The sequence below is a fragment of the Fundidesulfovibrio soli genome (genome assembly GCF_022808695.1).
Taxonomy (GTDB): Bacteria; Desulfobacterota; Desulfovibrionia; order Desulfovibrionales; family Desulfovibrionaceae; genus Fundidesulfovibrio; species Fundidesulfovibrio soli.
Window position 1 is genome coordinate 1 of the sequence record NZ_JAKZKW010000018.1, and the last position, 15,693, is coordinate 15,693.

13 protein-coding genes are annotated in these 15,693 nt (G+C 65.1%); 4 read left to right on the forward strand and 9 right to left on the reverse strand.

Annotated elements, in window-relative coordinates:
• Window positions 1–265 precede the first annotated feature (265 nt).
• From MLE18_RS13875 to MLE18_RS13905, 7 genes are all read right to left on the reverse strand, one after another.
• Window positions 266–505 (reverse strand): hypothetical protein, encoded by a 240-nt coding sequence (locus tag MLE18_RS13875; RefSeq protein WP_243439400.1) that lies wholly within the window; start codon window positions 503–505, stop codon window positions 266–268.
• A gap of 104 nt (window positions 506–609) precedes the next feature.
• Window positions 610–2,358 carry a M99 family carboxypeptidase catalytic domain-containing protein gene (locus MLE18_RS13880; protein WP_243439401.1) on the reverse strand — a complete coding sequence of 583 codons (1,749 nt, stop codon included), beginning with the start codon at window positions 2,356–2,358 and terminating at the stop codon, window positions 610–612.
• Window positions 2,342–3,130 carry a hypothetical protein gene (locus tag MLE18_RS13885; RefSeq protein WP_243439402.1) on the reverse strand — a complete coding sequence of 263 codons (789 nt, stop codon included), beginning with the start codon at window positions 3,128–3,130 and terminating at the stop codon, window positions 2,342–2,344. The genes MLE18_RS13880 and MLE18_RS13885 overlap by 17 nt, the downstream gene beginning before the upstream one ends.
• A gap of 1 nt (window position 3,131) precedes the next feature.
• On the reverse strand, window positions 3,132–4,427 hold the full coding sequence (locus MLE18_RS13890) for a L,D-transpeptidase family protein (RefSeq protein ID WP_243439403.1): 1,296 nt from the start codon (window positions 4,425–4,427) through the stop codon (window positions 3,132–3,134).
• A gap of 41 nt (window positions 4,428–4,468) precedes the next feature.
• Window positions 4,469–5,020 carry an orotate phosphoribosyltransferase gene (pyrE, locus tag MLE18_RS13895; protein WP_243439404.1) on the reverse strand — a complete coding sequence of 184 codons (552 nt, stop codon included), beginning with the start codon at window positions 5,018–5,020 and terminating at the stop codon, window positions 4,469–4,471.
• Entirely contained in the window at window positions 5,017–6,312 is a 1,296-nt protein-coding gene (gene purB, locus MLE18_RS13900) for an adenylosuccinate lyase (RefSeq protein WP_243439405.1), read from the reverse strand. Before purB ends, pyrE begins: the two co-directional genes overlap by 4 nt.
• Before the next feature lie 87 nt (window positions 6,313–6,399).
• On the reverse strand, window positions 6,400–6,687 hold the full coding sequence (locus MLE18_RS13905; protein WP_243439406.1) for an FmdB family zinc ribbon protein: 288 nt from the start codon (window positions 6,685–6,687) through the stop codon (window positions 6,400–6,402).
• 391 nt (window positions 6,688–7,078) lie between these two features.
• Here MLE18_RS13905 and MLE18_RS13910 point away from each other — a divergent pair, with 391 nt between their 5' ends.
• Window positions 7,079–7,681 carry a class I SAM-dependent DNA methyltransferase gene (locus tag MLE18_RS13910; RefSeq protein ID WP_243439407.1) on the forward strand — a complete coding sequence of 201 codons (603 nt, stop codon included), beginning with the start codon at window positions 7,079–7,081 and terminating at the stop codon, window positions 7,679–7,681.
• 59 nt (window positions 7,682–7,740) lie between these two features.
• Here the strand turns inward: MLE18_RS13910 and MLE18_RS13915 are convergent, their stop codons facing one another.
• Together MLE18_RS13915 and MLE18_RS13920 are read right to left on the reverse strand one after the other, a co-directional pair.
• Window positions 7,741–8,277, reverse strand: coding sequence for a C-GCAxxG-C-C family protein (locus MLE18_RS13915; RefSeq protein WP_243439408.1), 537 nt, complete (start codon window positions 8,275–8,277; stop codon window positions 7,741–7,743).
• A gap of 209 nt (window positions 8,278–8,486) precedes the next feature.
• The gene (locus tag MLE18_RS13920) at window positions 8,487–9,653 is read right to left on the reverse strand and encodes a homocysteine biosynthesis protein (protein WP_243439409.1); all 1,167 of its coding nucleotides are present in this window, start codon (window positions 9,651–9,653) and stop codon (window positions 8,487–8,489) included.
• 158 nt (window positions 9,654–9,811) lie between these two features.
• Between MLE18_RS13920 and MLE18_RS13925 the strand changes: the two genes are divergently transcribed.
• The 3 genes from MLE18_RS13925 to gyrB all read left to right on the forward strand — a co-directional run bounded on the left by MLE18_RS13925 (window position 9,812) and on the right by gyrB (window position 15,513).
• Window positions 9,812–11,116, forward strand: coding sequence for a helix-turn-helix domain-containing protein (locus MLE18_RS13925; RefSeq protein ID WP_243439410.1), 1,305 nt, complete (start codon window positions 9,812–9,814; stop codon window positions 11,114–11,116).
• Window positions 11,117–11,941: 825 nt separating this feature from the next.
• Window positions 11,942–13,099: a DNA polymerase III subunit beta gene (gene dnaN, locus MLE18_RS13930; RefSeq protein WP_243439411.1), complete on the forward strand. Its 1,158-nt coding sequence runs from the start codon at window positions 11,942–11,944 to the stop codon at window positions 13,097–13,099.
• Complete coding sequence (gyrB, locus tag MLE18_RS13935; RefSeq protein WP_243439412.1) at window positions 13,096–15,513, forward strand: DNA topoisomerase (ATP-hydrolyzing) subunit B; 2,418 nt, start codon at window positions 13,096–13,098, stop codon at window positions 15,511–15,513. The genes dnaN and gyrB overlap by 4 nt, the downstream gene beginning before the upstream one ends.
• The last annotated feature ends 180 nt before the right edge of the window (window positions 15,514–15,693 follow it).

Here is a 15,693-nt window from a genome sequence, read left to right on the forward strand (position 1 = left end):
AAGCCGACATATCGGAAGAATATCGTCATGCGCCGCGCGGGCAGGGCCACACGGCTGACAAAGCGGTTCACGGCGGGGCACGGGGAACAAGGTCTCTCCAAGAGACTTCGATCCGGGTTGGTATCCACAGGGTTCGCGGGATGAACGTGTTGGGACGGGGTATCGCTGTCGGGCGCGAAGCTTAAAAGGGAGTCGAGAGGGAGGAACTCCCTCTCGCGGGGTCCAGGGGCGGCGCCCCTGGCCGCCGGAGGCATCCTTCAGCCTTTTATCCCTGCTTGAGGGCGTCCAGGTCGGCCCGGATGGCCGCGCTGACCTTCTCAGCGAAGGCGAGGGCGATCTTCTGGGCGTCCTCCAGGCTGGCGAATTTGTCCTTGAGGCTGCGCTGTCCCACCTGGACCTTCCAGCCCGCCGGGGTCAGCCTGTCGTAGACCACGGTGACCAGCAGGGCCTTGCCCAGGCTCATGTAGTGGGTGGTGTCGTCGTGCTTGGTCCATTCCGGGGCCATGGGTGACTCCTTGGCAGGGTGTGCTTCCGTGGGTAGCACGCCCCCGGGCGGATGGCTACCCGCGCCCGCCTGGCGCGCTCCGTACCGTTGGCGGAGGGCTGGGCCTAGTACAGGCGGGCGCTGTCGGGTTCGGCGTCAGCCTGGGAGAGGGTCCTGGTGGAGAGCTTCATGACGCCCATGTCCGCGAAGGTGGTGGCCTGCCGCAGCACGATGGAGTCCTTCTCGGTCACGGTGAAGCTCTGGCCCAGGGTCACGGGCGTGTTGGAGGCGAATACCTGGACCATGGCGGCCGGGCCGTTGCCCTGCACGTCGGCCAGTGTGTAGCGGCCCGGGGCCAGCTGCAGCGGCTTGTCCGGCGACCAGGGCACGGTGAGGCTCCTGCCATCCTGGGTGGTGAGCACGAGGGAGTGCACCACGCGGGGCTTGAGCACGATGGTGAATTTGTCCTTGGCCTGGCCGGGGGTCTCGCGGACCACCTCGCAGGTCACGTCGCCGCCCGGCTGGGGCACCAGGAACTTGGGGATGAAGCTCTTGGGGTCCAGAATGATCTCCTGCCCGGCGTCCTGCCCGTCGTTCTTGCCCACGCGGCTTACGTAGCCCTTGAGGTTGAGCACCTCATCCTTCTTGCTGCCCCACACGCCCTCCAGCACCAGCTGGTCGCCCTGCACGGCATGGATGGTGCCGCCGGCGGGCACGTGCACCAGCTTGCCGCCCAGCCAGCACACGAACTTGGCCGGCCCGGACTGCTCCGGCGCGGGCCAGGCGCCTGTCCATTGCAGGGTGGCCTTGGCCAGCACCTGGCCGTCGGAGCGCACGTCCAGGGTCTGGAAGGGGGCCAGGGGCAGGCGCGGGGCCTTGGCCAGGTTGAAGCCCGGCCGGTCGGAGGCGAACACGGCGGTGACGGGGCTCAGGCCCGCCTGGTCCTGCGAGGGCTCGCAGCGCACATCCAGGGTGGCGCCGGGGGCGAGGCTCAGGGCGGGCTTGCGCGAGTCGAGCTCACGGCCGTTGACCAGGATTTTCAGGTCGCGCGGGGGGTAGGCCTTGAGGTCCTGCGGGCGGGGCTCCGGGGCGTCCACCTCGACCCCGAACTGGCGCAGGAAGAGCACCGTGCCCTTGAGCTGGGCCGAGACCTTCCAGTTAAGGTCCGTGATGTTCTTGCTGACCTCCAGGGCCACGGCCGGGATGCCCACGCGGGAGAGGGCGTAGTAGGTGAGGGACTTGCGCTGCTCCAGGTATTTGGAGCGGTCGTTGAAGGTGTCCATGTTGAAGATCTGGAACTGGTACTCCTTGGGGGAGACGCCCTCGTTGAGCTTTGCCAGCACCTGCCTGGCCGCGCGCTCCAGGTTGGCCACGTTCTTGTAGCCCACGGCGTCGATGATCACGGACTGCCCATAGCGGTTGGGGCCGCGCAGGTCCGACACGCGGACCGGGTTGTAGAAGCCCGAGCCCTCGTGCAGGTGGATGAGCGCCTGGCTCTGGGAGACCAGGAAGCGGATCAGGCGGGCGAGCCTGTCCTCGTAGAATTCGTTGTAGTCCTGGTCGAAGCGGCGGTTGAGGTCCACGTTGATGGCGCGCTTGCGCTCGTGGATGGAGGGGGGGTTGGCCCTGGGCACGATGATGACCGTGCCCTTGCGCACCTTGGCCCTGGTGAGCAGCTGCGCCGTGAGGAAGCCCCCCGTCTCGTCGCCCTGGATGCCGCCCTGGACGAACACGGTGGGGCCGGGCTTTTCGCCGCGCAGAAAGTGCACGTCCAGCGCGTACTGGGTGCCGGGGAAGAAGGTGACCACCTCGGCCCAGACCGGCGTGCAGAGAAGCAGAGAGAAGATCAGCGCAAGGCTACTGCGTTTGAGCAAGGGGATAGGTCTCGCTGAAGATTGTTTTGCCCGTACCGTTGGCGAGCACCAGCCTGAACCCGAAGACCTGTGACGGGTCCAGTCCCTGGGGCAGGGCGGCCTGCACGGACACCTGCTTGAAGCGCTGGATGTTGAAGGTCAGCTCGTCCTTGCCGGTCTGCACGGGGAAGACGGATCCGTCGCGGCTGATGGCCAGCAATTGGCCGCCGCCCGCCTGGGGCTGGGGCATCAGGTTGGAGAGGTCGAACCCCGCCTGGATGCCCTTGGCGTCCGCCTTGGAGCGGAAGTTCTCCACGGCCACCTGGCCGAGGTCCACGCGGCCCATGATGTCCGCCAGGTCGAAGCCAGCGGGCTTCTCCACGGCGGGCGCGGGGCTGTTCTTGGCCTGATCCTTGCCTTTGGCCGGCTGCTGCGCGGCCTGGGCGGCCTGGGCGGCCTGGTTCCTGGCCGCGCTGTTGTCGATGCCCAGGCCCGCCAGCAACTGGGCGAGCTCGGTGGGGTCCGAGGTCTGCAGGAGCTTCTCGATGTTCTGCAGGCGCTCCAGCTTGAGCAGCGTCTCGGAGAGGCGCTTCTCCACGTCGCGTTTGGCCGACTGCACTTCCTGGGTGCGCCGCCAGAACTCGGCCGCGCCAAACAACCCGCCGGCGGCGATCAACAGCAGAAGCACCAGGAGGTACGTGAAGGCGCGGATCCAGCCCACGCGCAGCCGGAGCCTCCTGGCCGGTTCCTGGTCGCGGAACCAGATGACGTTGATCTTGCCGCTTGAGGCCATGCTACATCTTGCTCCAGTCCTCTTCGAGGATTGCCCAGCCGTTGCCCACCGGGCCAAGGACCAGCTTCTTGCGGCCCTTGTCCGAGTTGCCGTCCTTGCTGGCGTACTCCTGCACGAACTCCACCTGCACGCCGTCCTGGGTGAGGCTCATCTTCATGTCGCGCAGGGCCACCTTCCTGGGGGCCTTGTTGCCGTTCCAGAGCTGCTGTTTCTGCTCGCGGATGGCGGATTTGCCCCTGCGGTCGCCCTGGACCGCGTTGTCGGCGTAGTACTGCATGTAATCCGACACCTTGCCGCGCTCCCAGGCCTGGCGCCAGGCCTCGACGAGGGTGGTCACGTCGGTGCGCACGCGGGCCAGGTACTTGCCCTCCAGGCCCAGGCTCACCTCGTCGTAGTCCATGCCCACGATGACGAAGCGGCCCTTGTCGTTGCGCTGCCAGTAGAGGCGCTTGATGCCCTCGCTGCTGAGCGTGGGCGAGCGGTAGAGCTGCCCGAAGTAGGTGACCCAGTAGTCGGGGCCCTGCACGGCACGCACGTCGTCGAGCAGCACGTGGATCCAGGGCAGCTTGGCGAAGAGCTGGCGCTTGTGGCTGCGGAACTCGTCGAAGGGCTCGCCCTGGGCGATGGAGAACTTGGCCGCGTCGTGGAAGGCGAAGAAATCCTCGGTCTTGCGGGACCAGGCCTTGGCCCACTCCAGGGTGGCGGCCACCACCTCCTGGGCGTCCTTGTTGGCGGCGGGGGTGTCCTTGGACCAGTGCACCGAGTTGGCGATGACCACGGGCAGGACGCGCTTGGTGAGCATGGGGTCCAGATCCTTGACGTCGCCGTTGTTCAGCGCCACGCAGCCCCGGCTCTCGTTGGGGGTGATGGGCCTGCCGCGGCCGTGGATCCAGATGCCCGACCCCTTGCGGTTGTTGATGATGTCGATGGGGTTGGGGTAATTGAGCGTGAAGGCCAGGTCGCCGTAGAGGCCGAAATCCAGGCCGCCGCTGATGCGCTGCTTGATGAAGTAGACGCCCTCGGGGGTCTTGAGGTCGCCCTCGCGCCACTTGGTGCCAGGCTCCTGCCCTGTCGTGCAGGGCAGCTGCTTCATGGGCTGCAGCGGGCTCTTCTGTTCGAAGAACCAGAAGGTCTGGGAGGACTTGTCCACCGCCAGGAAACGCTCGGGACCGTAAGGGTCGGCCCGGAGTTCGACGGTCCAGCCGTCGTCGGCCATGGCGATGCCGGAAAGCGTAAGCAGGAACAGGGCCGCCGCGATGCAGCCGGAGGTGATGGAACGTGCGTGTGGCAAGGCCACGGTCTTGCTCCTCCTTGAGTAGACGGTGGTCTGAAAGTTCCTCAACTCCCCTTGGCGGCCACCAGGTCCGCCCGGGTGAAGATGGGAAGCAGCTCATACCCGGCGGCGGCCAGGTTCTCGCGGCCGCCTTCCTGACGGTCCAGCACGGTGAGCACGGCCACGATATCCAGGCCGGCGTCGCGCACGCGCTCGCAGGCCTTGAGCAGCGTCCCCCCGGTGGTGACCACATCCTCGAGCATGGCCACCTTCTGCCCGGGGGCGAAGTTGGCCAGGCCTTCCAGGAACTGGTTGGTGCCGTGCCCCTTGGACTGCTTGCGCACGATGAAGCCGGGCAGGGGCCGCTTGCGTATCCAGGAGACCACGGTGACGGAGCTGACCAGGGGGTCGGCGCCGAGGGTCATGCCCCCAACGCCCATGACGTCCACCGATTCGAGCATGTCGCAGAAGATGGACCCGATCAGAAACGAGCCTTCGGGGTGCAGCGCGGTGGGCTTGCAATCGAAGTAGTAGTCGCTCTTGCGGCCGGAGGTGAGGACGAACTCGCCCTCCCGGTAAGACTTTTCCAGAATCAGTTGCGCGAGCCGTTGTTTCACGATCCGAACACCCTTTTGAATATGAAATCGGCCTGTTTGAGAAAATTCGCGGGATTGAAGATTTCGTCGAGCTTGTTTTCACCCAACTTGTTGACGATGGCCCTATCACGGCGCACTTCGTCGGAAAAGAGCTTTTTTTCCGCCCAGCAGCGCATGGCCACGCCCTGCGTGAGCTCGTAGGCCTCCTGCCTGTCCATGCCCGCGTCCACCAGGGCGATGAGCACCGCCTGGGAGAAGAACAGCCCGTAGGAGCCCCAGAGGTTGCGCTCCATGTTCTCGGGGATGATGCGCAGGTTGGAGAGCAGGTTGGCCAGGCGGTAGAGCATGTAGTCCGCCAGGATGGTGGAGTCGGGCATGATCACGCGCTCCACCGAGGAGTGCGAGATGTCGCGCTCGTGCCACAGGGGCATGTTCTCCATGGAGGCCAGGCCGTTGGTGCGCAGCAGGCGGGAGAGCCCGGCCAGGTTCTCGGCCGAGATGGGGTTCTTCTTGTGGGGCATGGCCGAGGAGCCCTTCTGGCCCTTGCCGAAGCCCTCCTCGACCTCAAGCACCTCGGTGCGCTGCAGGTGCCGAAGCTCCACGCAGATGCGCTCGATGCCGCCGCCCAGGAGGCCCAGGGCCGTGAAGTACTCGGCGTGCCTGTCGCGCTGCACGATCTGGGTGGAGATGGGGTCCGGCGCGAGGCCCAGCAGCTCGCAGGTGATGGCCTCCACCTCGGGGGTCACGTAGGCGTAGGTGCCCACCGCGCCCGAAATCTTGCCTATGGCCACGCCCTGCACGGCCCGCGCGAAGCGCTCCTTGTGGCGGGAGAACTCGGCGTAGAAACCGGCCATCTTCAGCCCGAAGCTGGTGGGCTCGGCGTGAATGCCGTGGGTGCGGCCCATGCACAGCCTGTCCTTGTGGGTGTGGGCCATCTCCTTGAGCACGCTAAGCAGGCGGTCGAGCCCTTCCAGGATCTTCTCGCCCGCGCGCTTGAGCAGCACGCCGTTGGCCGTGTCCACGATGTCGGAGCTGGTGCAGCCCAGGTGGATGAACCGGGCCGAGGGGCCCACGATCTCCTCCACGCAGGTGAGGAAGGCGATGACGTCGTGGCGGGTGCGCTCCTCGATCTCGAGGATGCGGTCCACGTTGATGTCGGCCTTGTCGCGGATGGCGCGCATGTCCTCATCGGGGATGCGCCCCAGCCTGTGCCAGGCTTCGCAGACGGCGATTTCCACTTCCAGCCAGACGCGGAACCTGTTCTCCAGGCTCCAGAGGCGGGCCATTTCCGGGCGAGAGTAGCGGTCGATCATGTGTGGGGGGGTGGGGGTATGCCCGCTTTCGCGGGGCGTATAAACAGGCAAGGCAGCCGAAGCTGCCTTGCTGACCAGCACGATTCGTCAGCTGCCGGTTGCGCAGGTCGCCCCGCAGCTGCCGGCGCAGGGCGAAGGCTCCGATTTGGCCGCAGGGGCGGGTTCGCCCGCGGGCGCCTCAGTTTTTTTTTCACCCGGCTTGGAGTAGAGATCCGCATACCAGCCGCCCCCCTTCAGGACGAAGGACGTGCTGGAGATAAGCCTTTCGGCCTTGGCCCCGCAGACGGGGCAGGGCACTTGTCTTTCGGCGAAGTCCCTCTGCCACTCCTCGAAAGTCTGCTGGCATTCGTTGCAGCGGTATTCGTAGATAGGCATGGTTAGCTCCTTGGAAAACAAAAACGTAACAGCACCGGAGATAAGCATCCCCGGAGCCATTGTCAAATATGGCAAAGGCGCGGGCTAGGACTTCTTGGCGGCCTTGGCTTCGCGGATGCGCTCTTTGTTGCGCTCCTCACGGCGTTTGCGGCGGCGGTCCAGCTCTTTTTTGCGCTCGATCTTCTTGTGGGCCATGATGATTCCTCCTGGGCGATGCGAACTCGAAAAAGAGGCCCTATGCCACAGCAGCCGCACTGTCAACAACCAAGACGGCGAGAGTGGGTCGGGCAGATGCCTCCTGACGCGCAGAACCGGGACTGCGCCGGGGAGGGGCTGCCGAAACTTCCCGGACCGGGTTGCCCGCTCCCGGGGTATGCGATAGCGGATCGGGATGCCTTCAGCAGCCGACCGGATCGTGGGATTGTACCGGCGCTACGCCCGCGCCTGGGCGGACGCCCGTGGCGACCGGCTGATCGAGACCCCATGGCTGGACCGGTTCATCGGCCTCCTGCCCGAAAGCCCAACCGTGCTCGACATCGGGTGCGGACCCGGCGAACCCGTCGGGCGCTACCTGATCGACCACGGCTGCCGCCTGACCGGGGTGGATTCCGCCCCGGAAATGATTGCCCTGGCGCAGGGCAGCCTGCCGCAGGGGACCTGGCTCGTCGCGGATATGCGCTCGCTGGACCTTGGCCGAGCCTTTCACGGCATCCTGGCCTGGGACAGTTTTTTCCACCTGCGCCACGCCGATCAACGCCGCATGTTCCCCATTTTCAGAAACCATGCGGCCCCGCGCGCTGCGCTCATGTTCACCAGCGGGCCGTCGCACGGGGAGTCCATCGGCTCCTTCCAGGGCGAGCCGCTCTACCACGCCAGCCTGGCAGGATCCGAATACCGCGCCCTGCTCGACGAGAACGGTTTCGAGCTCGTGGCTCACATCGTGGAGGACCCGGCCTGCGGCCGCCATACGGTCTGGCTCGCCCAGCTCAGGTGAGCGGAGCCGCCTGCCAGCCGTCGGCTCAGCCGCTCCCGGAATCCGTACCCCCGGCCCCGTCACGCCATCAGCTTGAGGGCCTCCCTTGCGGCGGCCTCCACCAGCAGCGGACATTTCGACTTGAACAGCCCCTTGGCGGCGGCCTCCTTGACGCCCGCGTCTGTGGCCATGTCGGTGCCGAGCAGGGCGGAGCAGTCCAGGTCGCCGAACTCGCCTTTCATGGCGGCCACCAATTGCCGCACCTTGAGCTTCACCGCCTCGGGCGAGGCCCCGTCGCTGTCGCGCCCGTAGCGCATGCCCAGGGCCATCATGGCCCCGGTCACGGCCCCGCAGGTCAACCCGCTCCACATGCCCGCCGCGAAGGGGGTGGTGACGCGTGTGACCGCCTCCGGGGTCAGCCCGGCGGAAGGGCCAAGGGCCTCCAGCACCGCCTGCGTGCAGTTCCAGTGGGACAGGAAACGCTCCCGGGCGAAGCCCGGCGCGTCCGCTCCGGGCGGCGGGGCGGCGGGGGGCGAGGCTTTCAGGGATATGCCCGCCACCAGCGCGGCGCCCGCACAGCAGGCCCCGGCGACGAACATGCGACGATTCACAGCCATGAATAACCTCTGAACTGTTGTGACGAACGATTGGTAAGGCCACTTTTTCTTATATATGGTTATCTCCTGGATGGAAGTAAAGGGCTCGATGATTGCTCCTTCGCCGTGAGAGCGAAGCCTATAGCAGGTGCCAGCGGAGGCAGATCTGAAACAAAAAGCTCCCCGCGCCGATGCACGGGGAGCTTTTATTGATTGCTGAGATGAGGCGGCTACTCGGAGACGATGCGCTCCTGCGCTTCGGTCAGCATAAACTCGCCGCGCTCGATCTTGGCCTTGAGCAGCTCGGCGATCTCCAGGGAGAGGGCGTAGCTGGTCAGGGGCACGGTGCGCACGGTCTGATCGTTGACCTTGATCTCGCCGCTCTTGAGCTCCTCGAAGGTGGGCTGGGCCAGCACGTTGTTGATGCCGGCCTGGTAATCGTGCCCGTAGTCGCGCACGGGCATGGTGATGTCCGCGTCGCTGACGCCGGTGAAGAAGGCCATGTCCTCGTCCAGGATGGGGATGGGGATGCCCACGCCCACCGAGAGCGAGCAGCCGTAGCCCAGGATGGAGACGCCGCGCACCCACTTGGCGTCCATGCCCGCCTTCATGTCGCCCTTGAGCATCAGGGTGCCCGAGGCGGTCAGCGGGATGCCCCGCTCGTTGCGCGCGGGCTTGGGGTTGTGCTGCGTGCCCGCGCCGATCACCCAGCCCGTGCCGCCGCCCATCCAGATCTTGGTGCCCAGGCCTATGGTGCGCAGGTAGGGGTCGTTGAACAGGGGCGAGAGCTGGCCCGCGGTGGCGTAGTTGGCGTTGCGCATGCCGGGCTTGAGCGGGCCCATGTAGGTGTAGGCCACGGCGCTGCCCGTGTTCACGGCCACGTTGTAGCTCTGGTAGCAGTTGCGGGGGTTGAGCAGCTGGGCGTACTTGAGGTCCGCCAGGGTGACGGACTTGTCCAGCTCGCGCCTGGGATAGCAGTCCGTGCCGTAGGCCAGGGCCTTGAGGCGCACGGCCTTGCCGCGCAGCAGGTCCTCGATGACGTGGCCGCCGCCGTAGGTGAAGCGCCCGGGGTGGACCTTGTTCAGGGGGTCGTCCGCGCGGGGCTCGGTGCAGCCCAGGTAGGCGTCCACGGCGGCCAGGCCCGCATAGCAGGGCACGTCGTTGAGCCACACCTGCGAGGCCTTGATCACCGGGGGCTCCTGCCCGAAGTTGAAGAGCATTCCCGAGGAGCACATGGGCGAGAAGGTGCCCGTGGTCACCACGTCCACTTCCTTGGCCGCCGCGGTCTTGCCTTTGGAGCGCACCAGGTCCACCATCTCCTCGGCCGTGAGGATGACGGCTTTTCCCTTTTTGATGCGCTGGTTGATCTCCGCTATGGTTTTCGTAGGCTGGGCCATGCCGCTTGCCTCCATTGGAATCTTAAAATGAGGGGGGATCATGTCCAAAATCGCGACGCTTGGCAATGGCCACCGGGCGTCCGCCCGCCGGATGTTGCGGTCCGGCCGGGATTGGACTAGGGCCTAGGCGTCCCCAACGCCGCTCCCCCGGTACGCCCGTGCTCAAGAACACGCTCCGCAGCCATCTTTCGCAGTTTGTCACCGAGGCCGACCTCCAGCGCTGGTTCGACCCCTTGGAACTGCTGCACGACAAGGACTCCTCCGAAGTGGTGGTGGAGTTCCCCCACGCCTATTTCGCCCAGTGGTTCGACGCACGCGTCAAGGAACACTTCGAGAAGCAGCTCGGCCTGCTCATGGGCCAGGGCTGCGTGCTGCGCTACCGCAGCCGTACCAGGGACCAGGCGCTGGACGCCTCCATGCCCAGGCCCCAGCCCGTCAGCGTGGATTTCCCCTTCGGCCACGAATACACTTTCGAGCAGTTCTTCACCAACCACAAGAACCTGTTCCCCCTGGCCTCCGCCAAGGACATCTCCCGGACCCGCGAAGCCAAGTTCAACCCGCTCATCATCCAGGGCGAACCCGGCACGGGCAAGACCCACCTCATGCGCTGCATGGCCAACGAGGTGAGCAAGGCCGTGGACAAGAAGCTCATTTTCGTGGGCGATATGGACGAGTTGGCCGAACTGTACACCTCCGGCCACAGGCAAGGGCAGAGCGTGCGCTCCGCGCTTGCCTCCTGCCGGGCCTTCTTCCTGGACGACCTGCACCGCCTGGAGGACTACCCCCTGCTGGCTTCGGAGCTTCTGAGCCTGTTCAACGCCTTCACCAACGACAGGAGCCTCATGGTCTTCACCACGGCGGCCCCCCTGGCCGCCTGCGGTGGAATGCCCGCTGAGCTGCGCACCCGCCTCGAGAGCGGGCTCATGGTGCAGCTGGCTCCGCCCGACCTGGACGTGCGCATGAAGTACGTCCAGGACCGCTGCCAGAAGAAGCAGCTCCAGCTGAGCAAATCCCAGATGCTCACCCTGGCCCAGAGCCACCGGGACTTCCGCAGCCTGCTCGGGGTGCTCAACAAATTCCAGGCCTTCCGCGAGCTGTTGAAGCGCGACATATCGGACGCGATCTTCGAAAACATCCTGGGCCGCTCCAAGACGGCAAAGGCGGCAAAGGCCACCCCGGATTCCATCCTGGAGCTGGTGGCCGAGCGCTTCAAGGTGGACAAGCGCGACCTGCTCGGGTCCAGGCGCACCAAGGATCTGGTCCTGGCCCGGCAGATCGCCATGCTGCTCTGCCGGGAGGAGCTGGGCCTCTCCTACCCGGCCCTGGGCAAACTCTTCGGCGGGAAGGATCACTCCACGGTGCTCTACGGCGTCAAAAAAATACATAAATTACAAAACGATAGTAACGATATGAAAAATCTGGTCAACACGCTGCGGAAAAGCTGTCAGCAAACCAACGCCTGAGCGGGCTTCTGGCGTCGAAAGATGCAGGACGGTTCCTTTCGCGCACCAGAACATTCCTTTTTTTGCTGCATTATTTCGTTATGTTGGAGTGTTTTCGAACAAGTGCGACCCCTCTACAAAAGCAACTAATTTTTTCAAATCTCCTTGAGTCGTAAGAAGGAATCCCTGTTCCTTTCCCGTGGGACGGTCAGACCGGAACCCGGCACGGATTGCTCGAATAGACACCCCAAGATCGGATGCGGCCCGCGCAGGCTGGCCGGACGCAGGGCAGGGCATTCACCAGGGCTGGCAAGTTCCAGAAGAAGCCCTGCGGTCTCTTGTCCGTAGGCGGGGAGGGCGAGCTCCTGTTGAGGAATTCATACAAGCGCCTGGAAGGAGTGGGAAAATCAAGAGGGGGGCAGCCATTCCAGCCTGGCAAGGTGCCTTCAGTCCTCCGACGGGTACGTTGTCGGTTTGGATCTCCCGCAGCGACCCTAGCCGGGCAATCCGCCATGGAACCCAGGACCTGACCGAGGCCCATGAGGGAGCGTTTTATACGGCCTTTCCAGGGCCTAAGCCCTGGTGAAAACGTCGTGTTGTTTATGACATGCCTCCGGCCCGGAGAGTTCCTGAAAAGGCTCCGCGCTCCCGTTTCCGGGGCCGGGGAGGGCGGTCCGCTGGGGCCGGGGCGGGTCATCGCGACGGGCTGGGCGTGCGGCCCGCAAACCCGCACCATTACTTGATCCACAAGGGCATTGTGCTTTGGTTTTTTTTCCGTATACTCCCGCTTGCCCCAACTATGATCCAGACAATTCCCGACCATAGCCGCCCAAGGAGATGACCCCAATGTTCGTCAAGGTCACCAGAACCGATATTATCGAAGGCCTGCAGAAATCCGCCAACATCATCCCCGCCAAGACCGGTGCGGCCTTCCTGCGCACCATCTGGCTCTCAGCCGAGAACGGCGCCTTGCGGATCATGTCCACAGATTCCTCGCTCGAGTTCGTCGGCTCCTACCGCGCCGAGGTGGTGGAGCAGGGGCTGTGCGGCGTGCAAGGCCGCTCCTTCTTCGATCTGGTGCGCAAGCTGCCGGGCGGCGAGATCCAGCTCAAGCTCGACCCCACCGGCCAGACCCTGCTGGTCAGCCAGTCCGGGCGCAACTACAAGCTGCCCACCAGCGAGAAGAGCTGGTTCCAGCCCTTCGCCGAGTTCCCCCAGGGCGAGCACGTGATGTGGTCGGGCGACTTCCTGCAGGAACTGATCGACCGCGTCTTCTTCTGCGTCTCCGACGAGGACACCATGGAGGCCATGGCCTGCATGTACATGCGCGCCGTGGATGAAAAGGTGGAGGTCTGCGGCCTGAACGGCCACCAGTTCGCCATGTGCGGCTTCGTCAACGACGACGTGCGCGGCATGCTGCCGCCCGAGGGCGTGCTCATCCAGAAGAAGTACGTGCTGGAGCTCAAGAAGTGGCTCACGGCCGACGAGATCGAGCTGGCCATCAGCCAGAAGCGCCTGTTCTTCCGCACGCAGGACCAGCGGGAGACCTTCAGCCTGCCGCTCTCCTACTTCCAGTACCCCGACTACAAGAGCTTCGTTGGCAAGCTCTCCACCCCGGGCGTCTCCGAGCTGCAGGCCGAGAAGGGCGCGCTCTCCGAGGCCCTGGACCGTATTTCCATCTTCAACACCGATAACAACCGCTGCACCTACTTCCAGCTCGAGACCCCCGGCCAGCTGACCCTGCAATCGCAGGGCAACGACACCGGCGCGGCCACCGAGTCCATGGAGGCAGGGTTCGCCGGCGAGCTCAAGAAGATCGCCTTCCCCACACGCGACCTCCTGGAAATCCTGGGACACTTCCACTCCCCCAAGGTGCGCTTCACGCTCACCGGGGCGGAAGGGCCCTGCGGCATCACCGGGGAGGACGACGCGGACTACCTGGTCATCATCATGCCCATGAAGATCGTGGAGGAGACGTACTACAGCGAGGAAGCCTCTGCATGAACCAGCCTTCCCAGCCTTCCGGTCAAACGTACGACGCCGCATCCATAACCGTCCTGGAGGGGCTCTCCGCGGTACGCAAGCGCCCCGCCATGTACATAGGCTCCACGGACATCCGTGGCCTGCACCACCTCGTGTACGAGGTCATGGACAACTCCATCGACGAGGCCATGGCCGGCTATTGCGACCGCATCCGGGTGGTCATCCACCAGGACAACTCGGTCACCGTCTCCGATAACGGCCGCGGCATCCCCGTGGACATGCACCCCAAGGAGAACCGCCCGGCCGTCGAAGTGGTCATGACCGTGCTGCACGCGGGCGGCAAGTTCGACAACGACGCCTACAAGGTCTCCGGCGGCCTGCACGGCGTTGGCGTCTCCTGCGTGAACGCCCTGTCCGAGCACCTCGAGGTTCTGATCAAGCGCGGAGGCTTCCGCTACCGCCAGCGCTACGAGCGCGGCGTGCCCGTGACCCAGGTGGAGAAGCTGGGCGAGGCCGAGGGAACCGGCACCACCGTGCGCTTCCTGCCCGACGAGGAGATCTTCGAGACCGCCGATTTCAATTTCGCCACCCTGTCCAAGCGCTTCGAGGAGCTGGCCTACCTCAACTCCGGCCTGACCATCGAATTCAAGGACGAGCGCACCCAGGAGGAGGCCCAGGTTTTCCATTACGAGGGCGGCATCCGCCGCTTCGTGAAGGACCTCAACTCCGGCGAAATGGCCATCCACGAGCTCATCTCCGGCAGCGCCACCGTGGACTCCACCATGGTGGACTTCGCCCTGCAGTACAACGCGGGCTACAAGGAGCAGATGCTCACCTTCGTCAACAACATCCGCACCCAGGAGGGCGGCACCCACCTGGCGGGCTTCAAGACCGCGCTGACGAGGGCCATCAACGTCTACGTCGAGAAATCCGGGCTCATCAAGAAGCTCAAGCAGAAGCTCACCGGCGACGACGTGCGCGAAGGCCTCACCGCCGTGCTCTCCGTGAAGATTCCCCAGCCGCAGTTCGAGGGCCAGACCAAGACCAAGCTGGGCAACTCCGAGGTGGCGGGCCAGGTGGCCAAGGTGGTGTTCGACGCGCTCAACACCTACTTCGAAGAGAACCCCAAGGACGCCAAGCTCATCGTCGACAAGAGCGTTGACGCCGCCCGGGCCCGCGAGGCCGCGCGCAAGGCCAAGGATCTTGTGCGCCGCAAGGGGGCCCTCTCGGACAACGCCCTGCCCGGCAAGCTGGCGGACTGCCAGTCCAAGAGCCCGGAGCTCTCCGAACTGTTCATCGTCGAGGGCGACTCGGCAGGCGGTTCGGCCAAGCAGGGCCGCGACCCCAAGTTCCAGGCCATCCTGCCCCTGCGTGGCAAGATCCTCAACGTGGAGAAGACCCGCTTCGACAAGATGCTCGGCAACAAGGAGATCAGGGCCCTGATCACCGCCATGGGCCCTGGCATCGGCGAGAACGAGGTGGACCTGCAGAAGCTGCGCTACCACAAGATCGTCATCATGACCGACGCCGACGTGGACGGCGCGCACATCCGCACCCTGCTGCTGACCTTCTTCTACCGCCAGTACCAGGAGCTCATCGAGCGCGGCTACCTCTACATCGCCCAGCCCCCGCTCTACCGCGTGCACAAGGGCGACTGGGAGCGCTTCATCAAGGACGAGAAGGAGCTCTCCGGGTTCCTGCTCTCCCGCGTCACCGAGGATCTCTCCGTGACCTGCCAGAGCGGCGCCGTGCTCAACGACGGCCCCCTGCAGGAGATCCTGGCCAAAATCCAGCTCCTGCAGACCCGTTTCGGCGAGGCGCAGCTCTACGGCATCCCCGAGCCGCTGCTGTGGGCCTTCCTGGACCACCCCACCCGCATCCAGCCCTCCGACTTCGAGGACGCGGGCGACGGTGCGGGCATCGACGCGCTGCGCGCCTTCCTGGCCGAGCGCGAGTACACCCTTTCGCTCGACGTGGAGCAGGACGAAGCGGGCGAGAGCCGCACCTGGTGCGTGTTCGTGAACCGCAACGCCGTCAAGACCAGGCTGGCGCTGGAGTTCTTCTCCTCCAGGGTCTACCGGGCCTGCTGGAACACCCTGAACGAACTGCGCCAGACCCTGGGCGGCGAGGAATTCACCCTCACACGCAAGGAAGCCAGCCAGAGCGTGAAGGGAGTGTTCGTGCTGCTCAAGACCGTGCTGGACGAGGCCCACAAGGGCATCAACATCCAGCGCTACAAGGGCCTGGGCGAGATGAACCCGGTGCAGCTCTGGGAGACCACCATGAACCCGGACAAGCGCACCTTCCTGCGCGTCTCCATCGACGACGCCGTAGAAGCCGACGACATCTTCTCCGACCTCATGGGCGACAAGGTGGAGCCGCGGCGCGAGTTCATCGAACGCAACGCCCTCTCCGTGAAGGAGCTCGACATCTAGGGTGTGCACGGCGGAGCGGGGCGGAACGGGATGGGAGGAGCCTCCGGCGGCCAAAGGGCCTTCGGCCCTCTGGACTCCCTTTTAGGTTTTCGCTTCCCTGACTGCGCCCAGAAGATCGAAAGAACGTTGTTTTATTAAAACGGGATTCCAAAGGGCGCAGCAGGACTTCGTCCTTTGGCC

Excerpts from the sequence above, each read along its gene's own strand:
- purB (WP_243439405.1), bottom strand. The coding sequence starts at position 6,312 with ATGATCGACCGCTACTCTCGCCCGGAAATGGCCCGCCTCTGGAGCCTG.
- MLE18_RS13885 (WP_243439402.1), bottom strand. The coding sequence starts at position 3,130 with ATGGCCTCAAGCGGCAAGATCAACGTCATCTGGTTCCGCGACCAGGAA.
- MLE18_RS13915 (WP_243439408.1), bottom strand. The coding sequence starts at position 8,277 with ATGGCTGTGAATCGTCGCATGTTCGTCGCCGGGGCCTGCTGTGCGGGC.
- MLE18_RS13905 (WP_243439406.1), bottom strand. The coding sequence starts at position 6,687 with ATGCCTATCTACGAATACCGCTGCAACGAATGCCAGCAGACTTTCGAG.
- gyrB (WP_243439412.1), top strand. The coding sequence starts at position 13,096 with ATGAACCAGCCTTCCCAGCCTTCCGGTCAAACGTACGACGCCGCATCC.
- MLE18_RS13875 (WP_243439400.1), bottom strand. The coding sequence starts at position 505 with ATGGCCCCGGAATGGACCAAGCACGACGACACCACCCACTACATGAGC.
- dnaN (WP_243439411.1), top strand. The coding sequence starts at position 11,942 with ATGTTCGTCAAGGTCACCAGAACCGATATTATCGAAGGCCTGCAGAAA.
- MLE18_RS13910 (WP_243439407.1), top strand. The coding sequence starts at position 7,079 with ATGCCTTCAGCAGCCGACCGGATCGTGGGATTGTACCGGCGCTACGCC.
- MLE18_RS13920 (WP_243439409.1), bottom strand. The coding sequence starts at position 9,653 with ATGGCCCAGCCTACGAAAACCATAGCGGAGATCAACCAGCGCATCAAA.